Below are 17,975 nucleotides of genomic sequence, written 5' to 3'. Positions count from 1 at the left end.
TATATTCCTCTCCTTTAAACACCTCACTCAAAATGATTCTATCAAAAGGTTTTAATATGCTAACTTATAATTGTTCTTCGAAACTTAAGCACTCAAATAATATATCACCATTCATATTAATCTACCTTTGGCCAAACAATTATTATTCAAACGTTACTATTTATTATTATAAACAAATACTTTCCATTCGCTCTCAATTCCTTTCTTATTTATTCTTTTAGATAAATGCAAACAATTGACGATCTTATCAATTTAACTCAATTGAATAAAGTATAATACAATTCAATTTTAATTCCCTTAATGTTTTTGTAAACTCTAATCTTTACAAAAACTTTTTGATTTATTTATATATTCTTATTGACTTAAAAATTTTTAGTGTTATATTTAACTTGTAAATAAATTTTTTGGAGGTTTTTAGATGAAAGGTAAATTTTTAAAAGTTAGTTCTTTATTCGTTGCAACTTTGACAACAGCGACACTTGTGAGTTCTCCAGCAGCAAACGCGTTATCTTCAAAGGCTATGGACAATCATCCACAACAAACGCAGTCAAGCAAACAGCAAACACCTAAGATTCAAAAAGGCGGTAACCTTAAACCATTAGAACAACGTGAACACGCAAATGTTATATTATCAAATAACGATCGTCACCAAATCACAGATACAACGAATGGTCATTATGCACCCGTAACTTATATTCAAGTTGAAGCACCTACTGGTACATTTATTGCTTCCGGTGTAGTTGTAGGTAAAGATACTCTTTTAACAAATAAACACGTCGTAGATGCTACGCACGGTGATCCTCATGCTTTAAAAGCATTCCCTTCTGCAATTAACCAAGACAATTATCCAAATGGTGGTTTCACTGCTGAACAAATCACTAAATATTCAGGCGAAGGTGATTTAGCAATAGTTAAATTCTCCCCTAATGAGCAAAACAAACATATTGGTGAAGTAGTTAAACCAGCAACAATGAGTAATAATGCTGAAACACAAGTTAACCAAAATATTACTGTAACAGGATATCCTGGTGATAAACCTGTAGCAACAATGTGGGAAAGTAAAGGAAAAATCACTTACCTCAAAGGCGAAGCTATGCAATATGATTTAAGTACAACTGGTGGTAACTCAGGTTCACCTGTATTTAATGAAAAAAATGAAGTGATCGGAATTCATTGGGGCGGTGTACCAAATGAATTTAATGGTGCGGTATTTATTAATGAAAATGTACGCAACTTCTTAAAACAAAATATTGAAGATATCCATTTTGCCAACGATGACCAACCTAATAACCCAGATAATCCTGATAACCCTAACAATCCTGATAACCCTAACAACCCAGATGAACCAAATAACCCTGACAACCCTAACAACCCTGATAATCCAGACAATGGCGATAACAATAATTCAGACAACCCTGACGCTGCATAAACTTCATCTTAATTTAGATTTAGTAAATAGAAGCAAAGTCTTAGCAACGCAAAATATTTTGATTTAAATGGAGGGTATTATATGAATAGTTCATATAAATCTAGAGTATTCAATATTATAAGCATCATAATGGTTTCAATGCTTATTTTATCACTAGGCGCATTTGCTAATAACAATAAAGCCAAAGCCGATTCACACTCTAAACAGCTAGAAATTAATGTTAAGAGTGACAAAGTACCTCAAAAAGTAAAAGATCTAGCACAACAACAATTTGCTGGTTATGCTAAAGCATTAGATAAACAAAGTAATGCAAAAACTGGTAAATATGAACTTGGCGAAGCTTTTAAAATTTATAAATTTAATGGTGAAGAAGATAATAGTTACTATTATCCAGTTATAAAAGACGGTAAAATTGTTTATACTTTAACACTTAGCCCTAAAAATAAAGATGATTTAAACAAATCAAAAGAAGACATGAATTACAGTGTTAAAATTTCAAACTTCATCGCTAAAGATTTAGACCAAATTAAAGATAAAAATTCAAATATCACTGTTCTTACTGATGAAAAAGGATTTTATTTTGAAGAAGATGGCAAAGTTAGATTAGTAAAAGCTACGCCACTACCTGGTAATGTAAAAGAAAAAGAAAGTGCTAAAACAGTTTCATCAAAATTGAAACAAGAGTTAAAAAATACAGTAACACCTACTAAAGTTGAAGAAAACGAAGCGATACAAGAAGATCAAGTTCAATATGAAAATACATTAAAAAACTTCAAAATTAGAGAACAACAATTCGATAACTCATGGTGTGCAGGATTTAGTATGGCAGCATTATTAAATGCAACTAAAAATACAGACACTTATAATGCACATGATATTATGCGTACATTATACCCTGAAGTAAGTGAGCAAGACCTTCCTAATTGCTCAACATTCCCTAATCAAATGATTGAATACGGTAAATCACAAGGCAGAGATATTCATTATCAAGAAGGCGTACCATCATATGAACAAGTTGATCAACTTACAAAAGATAATGTAGGAATTATGATTCTTGCACAAAGTGTATCTCAAAACCCTAATGATCCACATTTAGGACATGCCCTAGCAGTTGTTGGTAATGCTAAAATTAATGACCAAGAAAAACTTATTTACTGGAATCCTTGGGATACAGAATTATCAATCCAAGATGCAGATTCAAGCCTATTACATTTATCATTCAATCGTGATTATAACTGGTATGGTTCAATGATAGGTTACTAAAAAGTAATATAGATATTGATTAAAGGCAGGTAAAACTATGTATCAACTACAATTTATAAATTTAGTTTACGACACAACCAAACTCACACATCTAGAACAAACCAATATCAATTTATTCATTGGTAATTGGAGTAATCATCAATTACAAAAATCAATTTGTATACGTCATGGCGATGATACAAGTCACAATCAATATCATATTCTTTTTATAGATACGGCACATCAACGCATTAAATTTTCATCTATTGATAATGAAGAAATCATTTATATTCTTGATTATGATGATACACAGCATATCCTCATGCAAACGTCATCCAAACAAGGTATTGGCACTTCGCGCCCAATCGTTTATGAGCGCTTAGTATAACTAATTTAAATGATTTCACTTCATAAAGCGGGTTGGCGAGAATTCAATTTCTCACCAGCTCGTTTTTTGATTGTAATAATAATCTTTAACATTTATTTTTTTCTCTATTAATTTTCTCAAACTATCTTATATTTATGATAATTAATTAAAAGCCCCTTTTAAATTCTTATAAAATAAAAAAGCCACCTATCGTCGCTAATAAACGACGCAAGTGACTTAATATCATATTCAAAATAACTTATGGGAATTTAGGGAATTGATCGAAGTCAGGATCACGTTTTTCTTTAAACGCATCACGGCCTTCTTTCGCTTCATCAGTTGTGTAATAAAGCAGTGTTGCATCCCCAGCCATTTGTTGTAAACCAGCTAAACCATCTGTGTCAGCATTCATAGCTGCTTTAAGGAATCGTAACGCTGTTGGTGAGTGTTTCATAATCTCTTTACACCATTGCACAGTTTCATCTTCAACTTTCTCTAAAGGTACCACTGTATTTACTAGACCCATATCTAAAGCTTCTTGTGCATTGTATTGACGACATAAGTACCAAATTTCACGTGCTTTCTTATGTCCAACGATACGTGCTAAATATCCTGAACCATAACCCGCATCAAATGAACCTACTTTAGGACCAGTTTGTCCAAAAATAGCATTATCAGCAGCAATCGTTAAGTCACAAACAACATTTAGTACATTACCGCCACCTACAGCATAACCTTTTACCATCGCGATAACCGGTTTTGGAATAATACGAATTAAACGCTGTAAATCTAATACATTTAAGCGAGGGATTTGGTCTTCACCTACATAACCACCATGTCCACGTTTCTTCTGGTCACCACCAGAACAGAATGCTAAATCACCTTCACCAGTTAATACGATAACTGAAACGTTTTGATCATCACGTGCACGTGAAAATGCGTCAATCATTTCAGCAACTGTTTTAGGTGTAAACGCATTGCGTACTTCAGGGCGATTTATTGTTACCTTAGCAATCCCTTCGTAAAATTCATATTTGATTTCATCATATTCTCTAAGTGTTTCCCATTGTCTGTTAGTCATTTTGCTCCTCCTTTAAAAATCCTAATATCATTGTATCAAATTCATCACTATCTTCCACATGAATTGTATGACCTGTAGCAGAAATTAATTTACATTTACTATTAGGAATTAAATTTGCCATTTTTTTCGCAATCTGTACAAATTTTTCATCATATTCTCCAGCTAATATTAATGTTGGTACTTTAATTTCTTTCAGGCGCGGCCATAAGTTTGGCATTTGACCTGTACCATAATCTCTTAATGCTTTGGCCATTTTATGTGGCGATTGGGACAATCGTTGTTGTCTTATTTGATGTTGTATTTCAACTGGTAATTCTAGTTGCGATTGAAATAATGGCAACTTTTCCCAATCATTAACAAATAATTCAATACCTGCTATGTCTAATACTTTAGCACGTGCATCATCAACAAGACGACGTTCCAATTGATTTGCTTCTTCTTTAATACCTGGTGACGTACTTTCTAATATCAAATTAGATATAGGGATGTGACCATTAATTGCATAATATAATGCAACACGCCCACCCATTGAATATCCAAACAATGTTATTGATTTATCTTTATATTTATCTAAAATTCGGTCTAATAACGTCGTAATATAATCAAAATTCCACGTTTCATCCATTGAAGACTGATCTTCGCCATGTCCTGGTAAGTCTATAGTGACGACATGACAGATATCAGTATATTTATCGATGTGATTATGATAAGTACGACTGTCGCTAAGAAAACCATGCAGTAATACTAAAACTTGATTGGTCTCAACGTTTGCTTCATAGTAATTATAATGTGTCATGAATCATTTCACTCAATTTCTGATATAAAATTTGATGCTGTTCATAATTATCTTCACGATTCGTTATCAATTCATAAATCGTTGAAGTTTCAGATAACAATGTGGCATTTTTAAATTCTGAAACACTGTTAAAACGTTTAAAATCGAATTGATATAACTTCGCTGTATACTCGAAATCCAATCCCGTCGGTGTGCCAAACAACCGTTCAAAATAATCGGTTGCACTTTCTTTTTGTGGTAAATATGAAAAAATACCGCCACCATCGTTGTTCAATAATACAATATTCATCTGAATATTATTTAATTTTGACATTAATAGTCCATTCATATCATGATAAAATGACAAATCACCTATCAATAATGTAACTCGTTTATGGACAGCCATACCCAGTGCAGTTGAAACGATACCATCAATACCATTCGCACCACGATTCGCATAGACATCTATATTTTTATTCAATAACAAGTTATCTACATCTCTGATTGGCATACTATTACTAATAAATAATGCATCTTTTTCAGATGTTTTCTTAATCAATTCACCAACGAATGCACTCTCATCTGTAGCTTGTTCCAAATAACATTTAATTTCTTTACGCCCTTTTTTCTCTAAGCGTTGCCATTTTTCTAACCAATTGACTCGATTAACTGTCGTGTCTTCCATTAATGACCTAAAGAAATCATTCGCAGATATTTCATATGAAATATCTGGTGCTATTGGAAAGACATCAATCTTATCATTGTTTTGCACTAATATTTGAAATGCATCAGTTTTCTTTAACCATTGATTCAACTTTTTAGAAATCACTGGTTTCCCAACACGAATTACGAAATCGACTTTTAAGTCTAAACCGCTTCTAAACAACAAATCATATGTACAGATAACATTCGGATGATCAAATTTTCTTAAATGACTTAAAGGATCAGCTAAAATAGGCAAATCATATATCGTTGAATACGTCAGTATTTGATCAACTTCTTGGTGCTGCATATCCCCTACAATAATTAAACCTTTTTTCTTATTTAAAATGAGTCTTAATGCCGATGCATCTATACTTTTTTGATAGTGCGGTAAAATCTTCATCTCAGAAGTTAACAATTCTGTTGCATTCAAATCAGGTGTTAACGGATCTCTAAATGGCAAGTTAAAATGAATCGGCCCTTTATGTGGTCCATATAAATATTGACTAGCAATTTGCATTTGATAATAAATTGCATCAATGGTCTCTTTACTATCATCCGCAATAGGCATATCGAACTCATAACTTACATAATTATTAAACATATTTACTTGATTAATCGCTTGTGGTGCGCCTACACTTCTTAATTCATGCGGACGGTCACTTGTTAAAACGATTAATGGAATTCTACTAATTTGGCTTTCAGCAATTGCAGGCGTATAATTCGCTGCTGCTGTACCTGACGTACATAATATAGCGACAGGTCTTTCACTGCCTTTAATTAACCCAACTGCAAAAAACGCTGCACTTCGCTCATCGGGGTGTATCCATGTTTTAATATTTGGATGTGCTTCAAATGCAAGTGCAAGTGGCGTTGAGCGTGATCCCGGACTGATAACTACTTCCCTTACGCCGTACGCATATAACTCAGATGCAAATGTAAAAACTTGCTTCGTTAAAGCTGCTTTATGATTTCCCATTCATATCGACTCCTAATGCATTCATCATAGGTGTGAACTTAAGGTTCGTTTCTGCCAATTCACTATCTGGATCAGAATCTTTAACAATGCCACACCCAGCAAATAAAGTTGCTTGTGCTTTCTTAATAAGCATCGAACGAATTGCAACAATAAATTCACAATCATCATATATATCTATATAGCCAACCGGCGCACCATATAATCCTCGTGTACCAAATTCTTTCTGTTCAATAAAATCCATCGCAAATTCTTTTGGATAGCCACCTAAAGCAGGTGTTGGATGTAAATGATCAATTAAACTAATATACGAATCATCCTTCAGTGGCGCCTTTATTTCAGTGTACAAGTGATATAAATGATCATTTTTTAGAATTTTAGGCGTCTTATCATAATGTAATTCAGTGATATAAGGTTTAATATCATGTAAAATACTGTCAACAACAAATCGATGTTCGATTAAGTTTTTATTATCTTTTAAAAATGCTTCAACATTTTTTGTATCTTCGTCCTCATCTTGTGAACGTTTAATTGTACCTGCTACAGCTTTAGTCGATAGTATTTTATTATTGACCTTTATTAATTGTTCAGGTGTTTGTGAAAAGAAAATAGAATCTTGTGATTCTAACAAGAATATATAACTGTTTTTTTCTTTAGAATATGCTTGCTTTAGAATATATGGAATACTGATATCTTTATCGAACTTTATTAACCGTCTACGTGCTAGTACAATTTTTTCTTCATTATTAATAGATTCTATAGCTTCTACTACAAGTTGACGCCAGTCATCTTTATAAATATCTTCATTTCTAGTAATTTCCCCAATTTGCTCGTCCACATCTATATCCGATATATTGTTGAACAAATCCATTAAATCGTTCAATGCCTCAACAGTAAAACTTTCCCTTTTAACTGTATAAGTTAAAAATGTCCCATTATTATCAGTTGAAATTAAAACTTCAGGTAATACAAAATGATTTAGTCCAAACTCTCGCCATTCATCATCTGATTTATGACTTGAAAATTGAAACCCTCCAACAACTCGAAGATGATGTTTCTCAGATTGCGGATGTATAAATGTGATGTTATGTTTTAATTTTTCCCAGTCTTTAAAAATAGATTGTTTATTTTTAGAATTATTTTTGAATAATTGAATTGCTTTGTAGCCAAAATATGACGTTCGATTATCATTCAAACGCATATAAAAGCGATCTCCTGCCTCATTGTCAGTGAGATGAAATAATGTGCTCGGGTCTAGTGACTGTGATAATTTCACTTCAACTGAAACCCATTCCTTTGAGCTGCCATATATCTCTTTGACAATATCGTCCTCTAATACGCCCGTAGCCATTCATTTCACTTCTTTCTTCGTCTTTTTTCACTCATTATTATATTGTATCATTTTTGGATAATTGTGTTACAAGAATTGCTTAAACTTATCTTGCAATTTTTCACGTCAATTGACCTTTATGCTACTTTCTATTAAAATATCTTTGTTATAAAAAATATGATTTAAAGAGGTTTTGTATTCAATGAGTAATCAATATCAGCAATATTCTACAGTTAAGAAATATTGGCATTTAATGCGTCCTCATACATTAACTGCTTCCGTAGTACCCGTTTTAGTTGGTACAGCAGCATCTAAAATATATTTTCTTGGTAGCGAAGATCATATTAAAATCAGCCTATTCATTGCCATGTTACTAGCATGCTTACTTATTCAAGCAGCAACTAATATGTTTAATGAATACTATGATTATAAAAAAGGCCTTGATGATCATGAATCTGTAGGCATTGGTGGTGCCATTGTTCGCAACGGTATGAGCCCAGAGCTTGTGCTACGATTAGCCATTGCATTTTACATCTTAGCAGCAATATTAGGTTTGTTTTTAGCTGCTAACTCTTCATTTTGGTTATTACCAGTTGGATTAGTATGTATGGCTGTTGGTTACCTATATACAGGTGGCCCTTTCCCTATTTCATGGACGCCTTTCGGTGAATTATTCTCAGGCGTATTTATGGGTATGTTTATTATCGTTATTGCATTCTTTATTCAAACTGGCAATATTCAAAGTTATGTAATTTGGTTAAGTGTACCTATAGTAATCACTATCGGTTTAATTAATATGGCTAACAATATTCGCGACCGTGTCAAAGATAAAGCAAGTGGTCGCAAAACTTTACCCATTCTATTAGGTAAAAATGCTTCTTTAACATTTATGGCAATCATGTACTTTATCGCTTATGCCTTTATTGTACTTACGATCATTATTAAACCTGGTGGCTCATTATTTTACTTACTTGCGTTGTTATCATTCCCAATGCCTGTTAAAGTTATCAGACGTTTCAAGAAGAATGATACACCGCCTACAATGATGCCAGCAATGGCTGCTGCTGGTAAAACAAATACATTTTTCGGTTTATTATATGCATTAGGTATTTATATTAGTGCATTATTTGCAGGCATTTAATAGAAAATGATACTACTCGGCAATCGACTTACATCGAACTGTCGAGTTTTTTTATTTAACAATTAAATGATGATACATGTGCTTGTATAATTCAATCTGTCCATCAGATATAAAGCCTACTTTTTTATATAACTTTAATGCTGCTTCATTATTAATATCGCAATTCAAACTCCATTTAACATGTGTATTTGATTCAAGTAATGACGTTAATAACTTTGTCGCGATGCCTCTACCTCTATATGCTGCAAATGTCGCAATTGTTTCTATATAATACTCATCGTCTTTAGCTTCTTTTACAGGTAATGGCGTGCCATATTGTTTTATTTCTTCTGGCAAGTCAAGTAGTTCCCATGCTTTTTCGTATTTCAATTCATTTTCACCACTATAGCTAATAATACAACCTGCTACTTTATTTTCTACTTCATAAACTAAAATATGCTGATAAAAAGTTCGATATGTTGCATCAACACAGCTTTTTTCAATTGCATCTAATACCATGTCTTTAGGTAGATGCTTTACCAATTCTAATTCCATATCATCCCAAACCATATAAACTAACTTCGCAATATCAAATCGGTCCTCTGGACGTGCTTGACGTATCACTATGTCATCATTCCCTTTTACGTTATTAACATTTATTATATAGAAATTCTAGCTTATTTTAAAAAGATATACTTATAATTTTAGAAAGTTTGAAAATTCTAAAGTTAGAAATATTGGTTTTCACAACGAATTTAAGTAGAATTATAGTTAAGGAGGATTTACAAATGAAAGTCAATAAAGCCATTTATGTTATTGTTGCATTATTTCTTGGAGGTTTAGGTATTCATAAATTTTATGCTGATAAATTTGGACAAGGTCTTTTTCACTTATTATTTTTCTGGACAGGTATCCCTACCATCATCTCAATAATACATGCCATTTTTGTCATTTTTACTAAAAAAGCAGATAAAGATGGTTATATTATATTCCCTAAAAATTAAATTGTGACAATGACGTTTAAAAAGCATATATGAATGGGTATATAGTTCGTAAGATATAGAGAAATGAGGTATGTAACGATGCGCCAATTCATTAAAAGAATTATTAAAACAATCCTTGTCGGTTATGTAATTAAATTTATTCGAAATAAACTTTCAGGTAAATCATCACATCCGACAGATAATAAACATAATTAAAAATACAGCGCCACTCTTATATGATTTACGAGTGGCGCTGTATTTTTATTTTGCTTTTTCTACAATTTTTTCTAAATCTTCTGCCATACTTTCACTTGCGATAATCCCCCTTGATTTCAACCACTTATTTCGGTCAACGTCATAAACTTTGTTATCTTTCACAGCTTTTAATGATTTCCAAACTGCAGGATCAATGAATTTCGTTCTATTTTTGTCCGTTTTTCCGTCAGTGGCTAAAATCATAACTTTTGGATTGATATTGGCAAGTTCTTCATTATTTAAATAAATATAAGGACCACCCTTGCGTTCACCAACATGAGTAGTTTTGTCTTTTGTGACTTCAGGTTGAATACCCATTTTAATTAAGAATTGTCCCATAAATGTATCTTCATTATTAATAAACATACCTGCTCTTGAGATACCGAATGCAAATGCAGATTTTAACGTACTCTGTTCAATTTTCTTTCTAATCTCCGCTAATATTTTATCATGCTTTTCCAGACGTTTCTCGCCTTCTTTCTCTTTGCCTACTGCTTTAGCGACTGTTTTAAATGCTTCAATATTTGCATTATAATCGCCCGTACCACTGACTAACATAATTGTCGGCGCAATTTTGCTCAATTCTGATTTGATTTTCTTATGTCTGCTAACATCTGCAATGATCAAATCCGGTTTTAATTTACTTATCACTTCCATATTCGGTTGCAGTCTAGACCCAACCGATTCATATGCCCCAATCTTATCTCTTACTGACTTTGTTATATTTTTAGTGCTGCCATCATCTGCAATACCAACAGGTTTCATATCTAATGCTGCTAAATAATCAGCAAAACTATATTCTAATACAACAACACGTTTAGGATTTTTCTTAATTTTTTCAGTTCCTAATTCATCTTTTATTGTCGTCATTTCAGTTTTCTCTTCAGTATCTTTTTGACCACAACCCGCTACTGCTACAACTAAAATTAGCATAAACACAACTAGTTTAACGATATTCCTATTCACACATTTACCTCCAAACAACTTTAGTAGAAATCTATATTATTATTTTATCATTTAATTTGTTTATAATGTATTTAGGGGATTATTATTTTTCTTATCATAGTTAATTATCAAATCTTCTTATTATAAACAGCAAATGGCATCTAATTTTGAAAATGACGCACTGGTTAATAACACTCATTTATCTCAAACCATCATTCTAATTGTCCATACTACTCTCGCAATTTCATAATAGTGTTTACGATTCATAAATAGCGATGCAATAATTAATTCATTTCCCTATAATCTTTGCACTATGATGTACTAATCTTTATTTATAAATACAAAAAGTAACTGATAACTTAAACATCTTTCTACAACAATTGTTCAATACAATAGAATATTTAATAAATATTTAATAATTAATCTTATAAAAAATCTTTACTTTCCACATGTTTACAAATATAATTTGGACTATGTTTTAAAAATACGAATGTTGGAGGTGACATGATGAAATTAGGTATGCTTTTAATTAGATGGATGCTAGCAACATCATTCTTAGTGCATGGTACTTTGAAATTTGTTGATTTAGATGGAACAATTCACTTCTTAGGCTCTTTAGGTTTACCACCTACCATCGCAGTATTGATGTCAATTGGTGAAGTTGTTGGAGGTTTAGCACTTATTATCGGCTTTTTAACGCCTTATGTTAATGTTTTTTATATTTGTGTTATGTTAGGCTCAATCTTCACACTTAAACTTACAAGAGGATATGTAAGTGGTTATGAATTTGAAATCATACATATCGTAATGAACTTAGCTTGTATTAGTAGTTACAGCTGGAAGAAATGGCTACAATTTTATTAACTATTATTTGAGAGGACTATCCTCTCTTTTTTTGTATATATCATGCGTAAAAATCCTAGGTACTCATGAATACCTAGGGTTTTTTCATTTAGCTATTGAAAAGATTTAACCATTTTTCTAATATTGATTCCGTTGAATATTTTTCTATAATGTTTTCTCTCGCTTTCGAACCAAACTCCTCTGCTAAAACATCATTATTAACAAGCTGAAGTATTTTATCAGCCATGTCGTTAATATTATGGTTTTCTATTAAATAACCATTTTTATTATCTTCTATAAAATCACCTTTTAATCAAGCCAATTCAATTTAATTTCAAATTCTTCTACCGCACAATTTAATTTTATTGTATGATGTATTTAAAATGATTGTTTTACGCATATCATTTTAAAATGAAAATTGGAGGTGTAATTTTGACTAGAACTTATAATATTATTGGTATCCTTTCTTGTCTTATATCTTTTATTATTATGGCGTTACCAATGATTTGGTACACAGCTTCAGCATTATGGTTCTTCCCAGGTGCAATCATGATATTGTTGTTATCTTTAGTCATTGTTTTTTGCTATATTAAAACGAAAAATCAATTACATTTATTACTAATCGTATTAAATATTATTATATTGCTTTTTTTCAGTTTACCGTTGTTACTTTCATAACTTAGTAACACATTATAAAAGCCAATCAAACGGAGTGTTGAAGTCAACATTTCCCATTGATTGGCTTTTAATTTTATCTTTTGGATATCACATAGATGCTACTTTACTATACTGTTCTAAATCTATTATTTCGTCACATTGATTTGCAATAGCCATATCATGTGTTGCTAAAATCAGCACTTTATTTTCATCGACCAAATCAAATAATGATTGAATAATCATCTGTCCTGTTTTAGGATCTAACGCACCCGTTGGTTCATCAGCTAACATAACAATCGGATCTTTTAACATCATTCTAATTAAAGCGACACGTTGTTGTTCACCTCCACTTAGCGTATGAACTTTTCTTTTTAAACTGTTTGACAGACCAAACTGTTCTATATAACGTATCTTTAATTGTTCTTTTTCTTTCTTACTTATTTTTTTATATGCTAATCCAATATCTAAATTTTCATTTACTGTCAAATTATCGATTAATCCATAATTTTGAAATAAATATCCTAATTTATCTCTGTAAAAATTAGATTTAAATTGTTCTAATTGACCATTAAAATAGACATATTGTTTCCCCGTTTTTTCAAGTCCAGCAATAGTATTTAATAATGTAGATTTACCGCATCCACTTTTACCAATAAGTGCATATGATTTTCCACATTGAAATTTCAAATTAAGTTTCTTCAAAATATGTATATTACCTTTTTGTATGGTTAAATCTTTTAATTCTATCATTCTTGTCTTACCTCTTTTGGTATATCCTCTTTTTCAACATATGTGATCGATATGACATATTGCCCTTTATGCTTTATTTCGACATACGTTCTACTAGGTGAAAATCCATTAAATGTTAATTTATAATCAAGCTTTTCCCCTCTTTCACTATAAGCCGTAATATTAACATATTGTTGCGTACCTTTTGGCACTTTGGCATAACTATACTCCGTTTTTAAGAAAGGATTAAAACGATCAAGTATAGGATGATGTATGATTGTAAAAGCAATAGTAATGGATACGATTAATCCTAATAATATTGCAATGATAAATTTCATAGTTAAAACTCCTTGATAACTTCATTAAAACGTCGGCCATGATAGTATAGGCTGCAAATCTGCAATAATATTTGAACGACAAGAATCGTTGCAAATATCATCATTATATAGTGAGAATGTAAAATTACATTCGTCAATATTCCAATAAAAACAACAACTATATTATTTATTAATAAGTATTGGTAATTGGCTCTTAATGTTGAATAACCATATAGCTTTTTGATTACGAGTAATTTTCGATGCTGTTCAAAATAATATTTCACATCAAATAAAATAATAATTATTAAAATGATTGCGATAATGATTTGTGAAAAGTTGAGTACTGTTAATTTCAAATTGTTTTCATGATACATTTCCATCACGCTATCTTTATAATTGGTTATTCCACTGATTTCCCCATCAAGATGATACTTTTCAATATTTTTTACTAGCGCGTCATAATTTTTGAATAAATACCCGCCTTGACTGATCATGGCATAATAAAAATCATTCGATAAATCTGATGCCTGAACATTCACAATGATTGGCGCCTCTATAAATGACAAATGGCGACTATCTCGTGCATCAAATGAAAAAATTCGATAATCATTTTTGTTGATAAACTGTATAGATAACTTATTCTCTTTATTATTTTTATTTTGTACAAATTCAAACCATGAATGATATGCTTGATTGATTTCATTACGCATTGCATGAAACTTTTGTGGAATAATTACTTCGACATTATTTTTTTGATTTTTTATCGGAATATCAGGTTGAAACTGCTTGTAATAAATCGACCAGAACTGATTATTTACTAATATTACATTCCCCTCATCAGGCGAAAAGTTGTCATTGTCAACGGAGTCACCCTTTGGTTTGAATAAAATCGCATTATTTTCTGCTTCACTAGCCTTTACTAATTGTTCTGATCGCAGCATATTATCAATCAAACTTTGTTTCGTTTCGTGATAAGGTGCAAATTCAATCGTGTAATAATCATCTAATACATTCCAATATTTCTCAGTTTCCTTTATTTTATTCAAATCTTTAATAACACTAGTATTTTCTATCATTACACTAGCTATTAGTACTAAGAGAATACTTTTACAAACTGTATTAATAAAACGAATTGTTTTAAAGTGCTGCTTACCTTTAATCATATTGGCAATATTTAAATTTAGTAACATTAAGAAAGTCCATAAATTAATAACACTAATCGTTAAAATGAAAAGACATGAAAGCAAAACTAATCTTAATATGAATAAATCTAAATTACCCGTGTAATTTAATATCCAAAGTACACTTGTAGTTAAAAGAATTTGAGTTATGATTAACGTTACCCAATACGTGCATTTCTTTGAAAAATTTTCAAAAATTATTTTTCTTAATGTAAAACCATTTAAATACTTAATCGCATACGCTTTGAAATTAATGTTCTTTTCGAAAATATAATAAATAAAATAAACGATTAAAAGTGAGGATAACGGAACTACTATATTCATTTGTTTAACGACACCAACGGCAATCATCATATGATCTATTTTGTATGATTCAGCAGTAACACCATATTCTTTTAAAAAATTTATGAATTTAGATACGTCAAAATTTTTGTCTTTTACAAAATAACTCCCTTTGATATCTTTTTTTAATAATTCGTCATCACTTAAATAATGAATGTTATATTTAGCATTAAAAGGAGTGATAGTTGCTGCTTTTGATTTATTAAATACATATATATCTTTATCTACGTTTTTGTTTGTATAATTTGAAGTTGATTTATAGATTGCTACGTTCTCATTTTTAGCGAATTGATCTATACGTTTATAAATCTCATTTTTACTATATTTTTTATTCCAGTCAGTTACCGCTATAGGGTATTTAGTATCAGGCAATATTTCTTCGTTTTCTTTATATGTATAAACAAATAACAATATAGCAATCAGAATGAAGATTGTAACATCAAGTATTAATTTGAACCATTTCATGTTGTACCTCTTGCGTTGTTTATTTTCTATGATTTTTTAGTATTTAATAAATGTTATAATACGCTCTATTGACCCACCAATTATGTTTAGTAGCTGATGCTTTTGCTTTTACACCAGCTCTTGTATAACCACTAAATGATCTATATTTTCCAATAGCTGTTGCACCATGTCCTTTATGACCATGATAATAATACGACCAAACATACTTACTGCCGACACCATGACTCCAAGTGCCTCCTTCTGCGTATTCTGTAGATGCATAAGCTGCTGTTGATAATCCAAGTGCTAAAGTTAAATATAATATAGTGCCAAAAATTTTATTCTTCTATAAAAACACCTCTTCATATTTAATCCATATCTCTTTTTCGTTATTTATACAGAATTTTCTGAAAATAGTCAAGGTTAATTTATTTGCTGCAAATTTCAACCACTTTATGTTAAATGGACATCAAAGTATAATTGTATTATTATTAAATTGTGCAGTGTATAAATAGACGATATGCAGGAACATGTCGCCTATTGAGCCCGTTAAAAAGACGGTGACTAAATGAGATTTTCTTTAACCATCATTCGTTGTCAAAGTTTGGAAATGATGGTTGTTTTTTATTGTTTAAATTAATCATTGCGACTTCTATATCAATGAAAGTTATATTAATATATGAACTTCATTACATATTCAATAGAAATCACTTATTTATAAGTACTACCATATAATCATAATTGATTTCTACCACAGTATGATTTTCCTTTCAAATCTGACATGTTTAGCAGGCAATATACGGAAAATACTTCAAAATTTTGTTACACATCTAATAAAAATAGACAATTAAATAAAAGATATGTTACTATAAAAATGTAAAAAGACGACATGCAGGAACATGTCGCCTAATGAGCCCGTTAAAAAGACGGTGACTAAATGAGATTTTCTTTAACCATCATTCTATGTCAAAGTTTTGAAATGATGGTTATTTTTTATTGCTTAAATTTATTATTGCTACTACTATACCAATGAAAGTGACGATAAACATACCGAAACTTAACATTAAATGTAATGCGTTTGCAATAGATATCACAATAGGCTTTTCCTTTCAAAAGTGTTAAGTAATGCCATAGGCACCACCCCCCTTTACTCAGATAGCCACCATCAATTCAACTTGCTCAAAAATATTATACCATTTTTATAAAATATTTAGTAATAAAAACTGACTAAAACCTAATCTCAATAATAACCGCTTGCTGTTAAAAAATATTACCACTATAATGAAGCATGCCTCGAATCTTCGTATTGCTATTCTTAAGCAAAAAAGCTTTTCTTAGAACACATACGTCTAAGAAAAGCTTATTTAAGCATTAAAAATTAATAACAATATAATAGCTACAATTTGTGCAACGGATGTTGTTGCTATACGTCGAGTATACTCATAACTTAATGATAATATCACTTGTGCAACAAATATAAATGTTACTATCCACCAATTATCTAAATAAATAAATAATGAACTAGAACAAATTGCAGTTATTAATATAGCTACCCATTTCGGTATTGAAAAATGTGTTAATTCTTTTTGTAAAACAGTTCTCATATATAACTCGTGACATGGAATGACAAAAAGTAAAGTTACTAACATTTGCCACTTCCAATTGACACCTGTTCTTGCTAATTCTTTAATTAATGAACTATAACTTAAATTAGAAGTTATAAGTGAGAATAAAAGTTGAAGCATAATTAAAATAATTGCTGTAATAATACCAACACCAATTGATGTAAGCAACCGCTTAGATTCAATATCTCTTTGATAAAATACATAACTGATACCAGCAATTAGCATTATACCTGTATATAAATACCAGTATTCTTGGTGTTCGCCCCACATAATAAATAATATGAGATGAAATATAATGAAACTTATAATAAACCAAGTTAAAGCCTTCGAGATTTTATTCATTATAACTTACCTTCTTATTCAACAATCTTATATCGTTTATGATTGATAACAGTTTTTTCCGGTAAATCAAGGTCATTAAAATTTTCCATAATTGTTAAGTCAACAATAACAGAGTTATCGTTGATTTTTTCAACACGACCTCTTAATCCATCCATAAACTCAACAATGTTACCCACTTCTGCAACAGTCATTTTAAGTCCTCCTTAAATCATAACTAAATTATATTGTACTAAAATTCACTTAACAAATAAACTATTAACAATCAAAAATAATAAAATGTAACTTTAAGC

24 protein-coding genes are annotated in these 17,975 nt (G+C 30.8%); 8 read left to right on the top strand and 16 right to left on the bottom strand.

What is annotated here, in order from left to right:
• The first annotated feature begins 418 nt into the window (after positions 1 to 418).
• From sspA to sspC, 3 genes are all read left to right on the top strand, one after another.
• A complete protein-coding gene (gene sspA / locus KI230_RS05105) occupies positions 419 to 1,429 on the top strand; it encodes a trypsin-like serine peptidase (protein WP_214958338.1) in 1,011 nt (336 codons plus the stop codon).
• Positions 1,430 to 1,510: 81 nt separating this feature from the next.
• Positions 1,511 to 2,692, top strand: coding sequence for a cysteine protease staphopain B (gene sspB / locus KI230_RS05100; RefSeq protein WP_001089097.1), 1,182 nt, complete (start codon positions 1,511 to 1,513; stop codon positions 2,690 to 2,692).
• A gap of 37 nt (positions 2,693 to 2,729) precedes the next feature.
• Positions 2,730 to 3,059, top strand: a complete 330-nt coding sequence (gene sspC, locus KI230_RS05095; RefSeq protein ID WP_000284457.1) for a staphostatin B — start codon at positions 2,730 to 2,732, stop codon at positions 3,057 to 3,059.
• Positions 3,060 to 3,297: 238 nt separating this feature from the next.
• Here the strand turns inward: sspC and menB are convergent, their stop codons facing one another.
• Genes menB through KI230_RS13755 form a run of 5 tightly spaced genes read right to left on the bottom strand, consistent with a single transcriptional unit; the run spans position 3,298 to position 7,954 of the window.
• Positions 3,298 to 4,119: a 1,4-dihydroxy-2-naphthoyl-CoA synthase gene (menB, locus tag KI230_RS05090; protein ID WP_000184947.1), complete on the bottom strand. Its 822-nt coding sequence runs from the start codon at positions 4,117 to 4,119 to the stop codon at positions 3,298 to 3,300.
• On the bottom strand, positions 4,112 to 4,915 hold the full coding sequence (menH, locus tag KI230_RS05085) for a 2-succinyl-6-hydroxy-2,4-cyclohexadiene-1-carboxylate synthase (RefSeq protein WP_000150217.1): 804 nt from the start codon (positions 4,913 to 4,915) through the stop codon (positions 4,112 to 4,114). Before menH ends, menB begins: the two co-directional genes overlap by 8 nt.
• Positions 4,902 to 6,575, bottom strand: a complete 1,674-nt coding sequence (gene menD, locus KI230_RS05080; RefSeq protein WP_000526691.1) for a 2-succinyl-5-enolpyruvyl-6-hydroxy-3-cyclohexene-1-carboxylic-acid synthase — start codon at positions 6,573 to 6,575, stop codon at positions 4,902 to 4,904. The genes menH and menD overlap by 14 nt, the downstream gene beginning before the upstream one ends.
• Positions 6,562 to 7,884 carry an isochorismate synthase gene (locus KI230_RS05075; protein WP_223197981.1) on the bottom strand — a complete coding sequence of 441 codons (1,323 nt, stop codon included), beginning with the start codon at positions 7,882 to 7,884 and terminating at the stop codon, positions 6,562 to 6,564. The genes menD and KI230_RS05075 overlap by 14 nt, the downstream gene beginning before the upstream one ends.
• On the bottom strand, positions 7,850 to 7,954 hold the full coding sequence (locus KI230_RS13755) for a hypothetical protein (protein WP_072384789.1): 105 nt from the start codon (positions 7,952 to 7,954) through the stop codon (positions 7,850 to 7,852). Before KI230_RS13755 ends, KI230_RS05075 begins: the two co-directional genes overlap by 35 nt.
• Positions 7,955 to 8,104: 150 nt before the next feature.
• Between KI230_RS13755 and KI230_RS05070 the strand changes: the two genes are divergently transcribed.
• Positions 8,105 to 9,043 (top strand): 1,4-dihydroxy-2-naphthoate polyprenyltransferase, encoded by a 939-nt coding sequence (locus KI230_RS05070; protein WP_000070966.1) that lies wholly within the window; start codon positions 8,105 to 8,107, stop codon positions 9,041 to 9,043.
• A 51-nt stretch (positions 9,044 to 9,094) separates the two neighbouring features.
• Here KI230_RS05070 and KI230_RS05065 read toward each other — a convergent pair whose 3' ends face one another.
• Positions 9,095 to 9,646, bottom strand: coding sequence for a GNAT family N-acetyltransferase (locus tag KI230_RS05065; RefSeq protein ID WP_000620949.1), 552 nt, complete (start codon positions 9,644 to 9,646; stop codon positions 9,095 to 9,097).
• Between the two features lie 164 nt (positions 9,647 to 9,810).
• On the opposite strand from KI230_RS05065, the gene KI230_RS05060 reads away from it, so the two are divergent.
• A complete protein-coding gene (locus tag KI230_RS05060; RefSeq protein WP_000867357.1) occupies positions 9,811 to 10,026 on the top strand; it encodes a TM2 domain-containing protein in 216 nt (71 codons plus the stop codon).
• A 63-nt stretch (positions 10,027 to 10,089) separates the two neighbouring features.
• Complete coding sequence (locus tag KI230_RS05055) at positions 10,090 to 10,221, top strand: SAR1012 family small protein (protein WP_072353879.1); 132 nt, start codon at positions 10,090 to 10,092, stop codon at positions 10,219 to 10,221.
• Between the two features lie 45 nt (positions 10,222 to 10,266).
• Here KI230_RS05055 and KI230_RS05050 read toward each other — a convergent pair whose 3' ends face one another.
• Positions 10,267 to 11,226: an ABC transporter substrate-binding protein gene (locus KI230_RS05050; protein WP_001081345.1), complete on the bottom strand. Its 960-nt coding sequence runs from the start codon at positions 11,224 to 11,226 to the stop codon at positions 10,267 to 10,269.
• 486 nt (positions 11,227 to 11,712) lie between these two features.
• Between KI230_RS05050 and KI230_RS05045 the strand changes: the two genes are divergently transcribed.
• Positions 11,713 to 12,069: a DoxX family protein gene (locus tag KI230_RS05045; protein ID WP_000766009.1), complete on the top strand. Its 357-nt coding sequence runs from the start codon at positions 11,713 to 11,715 to the stop codon at positions 12,067 to 12,069.
• Between the two features lie 88 nt (positions 12,070 to 12,157).
• On the opposite strand, the gene KI230_RS13860 is transcribed toward KI230_RS05045, so the two are convergent.
• A complete protein-coding gene (locus KI230_RS13860) occupies positions 12,158 to 12,346 on the bottom strand; it encodes a poly(glycerol-phosphate) alpha-glucosyltransferase (RefSeq protein ID WP_323745407.1) in 189 nt (62 codons plus the stop codon).
• 89 nt (positions 12,347 to 12,435) lie between these two features.
• On the opposite strand from KI230_RS13860, the gene KI230_RS05035 reads away from it, so the two are divergent.
• Positions 12,436 to 12,726 carry a hypothetical protein gene (locus KI230_RS05035; RefSeq protein ID WP_072361064.1) on the top strand — a complete coding sequence of 97 codons (291 nt, stop codon included), beginning with the start codon at positions 12,436 to 12,438 and terminating at the stop codon, positions 12,724 to 12,726.
• An 87-nt stretch (positions 12,727 to 12,813) separates the two neighbouring features.
• On the opposite strand, the gene KI230_RS05030 is transcribed toward KI230_RS05035, so the two are convergent.
• The 8 genes from KI230_RS05030 to KI230_RS04995 form a co-directional block, all read right to left on the bottom strand.
• The gene (locus KI230_RS05030; protein ID WP_000571167.1) at positions 12,814 to 13,455 is read right to left on the bottom strand and encodes an ABC transporter ATP-binding protein; all 642 of its coding nucleotides are present in this window, start codon (positions 13,453 to 13,455) and stop codon (positions 12,814 to 12,816) included.
• Positions 13,452 to 13,772: a YxeA family protein gene (locus KI230_RS05025; RefSeq protein WP_000668627.1), complete on the bottom strand. Its 321-nt coding sequence runs from the start codon at positions 13,770 to 13,772 to the stop codon at positions 13,452 to 13,454. Before KI230_RS05025 ends, KI230_RS05030 begins: the two co-directional genes overlap by 4 nt.
• A 2-nt stretch (positions 13,773 to 13,774) precedes the next feature.
• On the bottom strand, positions 13,775 to 15,739 hold the full coding sequence (locus KI230_RS05020; RefSeq protein WP_000870801.1) for a bacteriocin-associated integral membrane family protein: 1,965 nt from the start codon (positions 15,737 to 15,739) through the stop codon (positions 13,775 to 13,777).
• A 43-nt stretch (positions 15,740 to 15,782) separates the two neighbouring features.
• Entirely contained in the window at positions 15,783 to 16,055 is a 273-nt protein-coding gene (locus KI230_RS05015) for a lactococcin 972 family bacteriocin (protein WP_001790097.1), read from the bottom strand.
• A gap of 9 nt (positions 16,056 to 16,064) precedes the next feature.
• The gene (locus KI230_RS05010; RefSeq protein WP_001790623.1) at positions 16,065 to 16,166 is read right to left on the bottom strand and encodes a hypothetical protein; all 102 of its coding nucleotides are present in this window, start codon (positions 16,164 to 16,166) and stop codon (positions 16,065 to 16,067) included.
• 538 nt (positions 16,167 to 16,704) lie between these two features.
• Entirely contained in the window at positions 16,705 to 16,767 is a 63-nt protein-coding gene (locus KI230_RS13750) for a hypothetical protein (protein WP_228764722.1), read from the bottom strand.
• Between the two features lie 315 nt (positions 16,768 to 17,082).
• Entirely contained in the window at positions 17,083 to 17,685 is a 603-nt protein-coding gene (locus tag KI230_RS05000; RefSeq protein WP_001033867.1) for a CPBP family glutamic-type intramembrane protease, read from the bottom strand.
• A 14-nt stretch (positions 17,686 to 17,699) separates the two neighbouring features.
• A complete protein-coding gene (locus KI230_RS04995; protein WP_000214898.1) occupies positions 17,700 to 17,876 on the bottom strand; it encodes a YkvS family protein in 177 nt (58 codons plus the stop codon).
• Between the last annotated feature and the right edge of the window lie 99 nt (positions 17,877 to 17,975).

Origin of the sequence: Staphylococcus sp. MZ3, assembly GCF_018622755.1 — a bacterium.
In the GTDB taxonomy this organism is placed as follows: domain Bacteria; phylum Bacillota; class Bacilli; order Staphylococcales; family Staphylococcaceae; genus Staphylococcus; species Staphylococcus aureus.
The sequence above is the reverse complement of the archived record's forward strand: the minus strand, read 5'-3'. Positions and strand labels throughout refer to the sequence as shown.

Coding starts and splice junctions, on each gene's coding strand:
- KI230_RS05020 (WP_000870801.1), bottom strand. CDS start 15,739: ATGAAATGGTTCAAATTAATACTTGATGTTACAATCTTCATTCTGATT.
- KI230_RS05055 (WP_072353879.1), top strand. CDS start 10,090: ATGAGGTATGTAACGATGCGCCAATTCATTAAAAGAATTATTAAAACA.
- KI230_RS05045 (WP_000766009.1), top strand. CDS start 11,713: ATGAAATTAGGTATGCTTTTAATTAGATGGATGCTAGCAACATCATTC.
- KI230_RS05025 (WP_000668627.1), bottom strand. CDS start 13,772: ATGAAATTTATCATTGCAATATTATTAGGATTAATCGTATCCATTACT.
- sspB (WP_001089097.1), top strand. CDS start 1,511: ATGAATAGTTCATATAAATCTAGAGTATTCAATATTATAAGCATCATA.
- menB (WP_000184947.1), bottom strand. CDS start 4,119: ATGACTAACAGACAATGGGAAACACTTAGAGAATATGATGAAATCAAA.
- KI230_RS05060 (WP_000867357.1), top strand. CDS start 9,811: ATGAAAGTCAATAAAGCCATTTATGTTATTGTTGCATTATTTCTTGGA.
- KI230_RS05070 (WP_000070966.1), top strand. CDS start 8,105: ATGAGTAATCAATATCAGCAATATTCTACAGTTAAGAAATATTGGCAT.
- KI230_RS05000 (WP_001033867.1), bottom strand. CDS start 17,685: ATGAATAAAATCTCGAAGGCTTTAACTTGGTTTATTATAAGTTTCATT.
- menD (WP_000526691.1), bottom strand. CDS start 6,575: ATGGGAAATCATAAAGCAGCTTTAACGAAGCAAGTTTTTACATTTGCA.
- sspC (WP_000284457.1), top strand. CDS start 2,730: ATGTATCAACTACAATTTATAAATTTAGTTTACGACACAACCAAACTC.
- KI230_RS05030 (WP_000571167.1), bottom strand. CDS start 13,455: ATGATAGAATTAAAAGATTTAACCATACAAAAAGGTAATATACATATT.
- menH (WP_000150217.1), bottom strand. CDS start 4,915: ATGACACATTATAATTACTATGAAGCAAACGTTGAGACCAATCAAGTT.
- sspA (WP_214958338.1), top strand. CDS start 419: ATGAAAGGTAAATTTTTAAAAGTTAGTTCTTTATTCGTTGCAACTTTG.
- KI230_RS04995 (WP_000214898.1), bottom strand. CDS start 17,876: ATGACTGTTGCAGAAGTGGGTAACATTGTTGAGTTTATGGATGGATTA.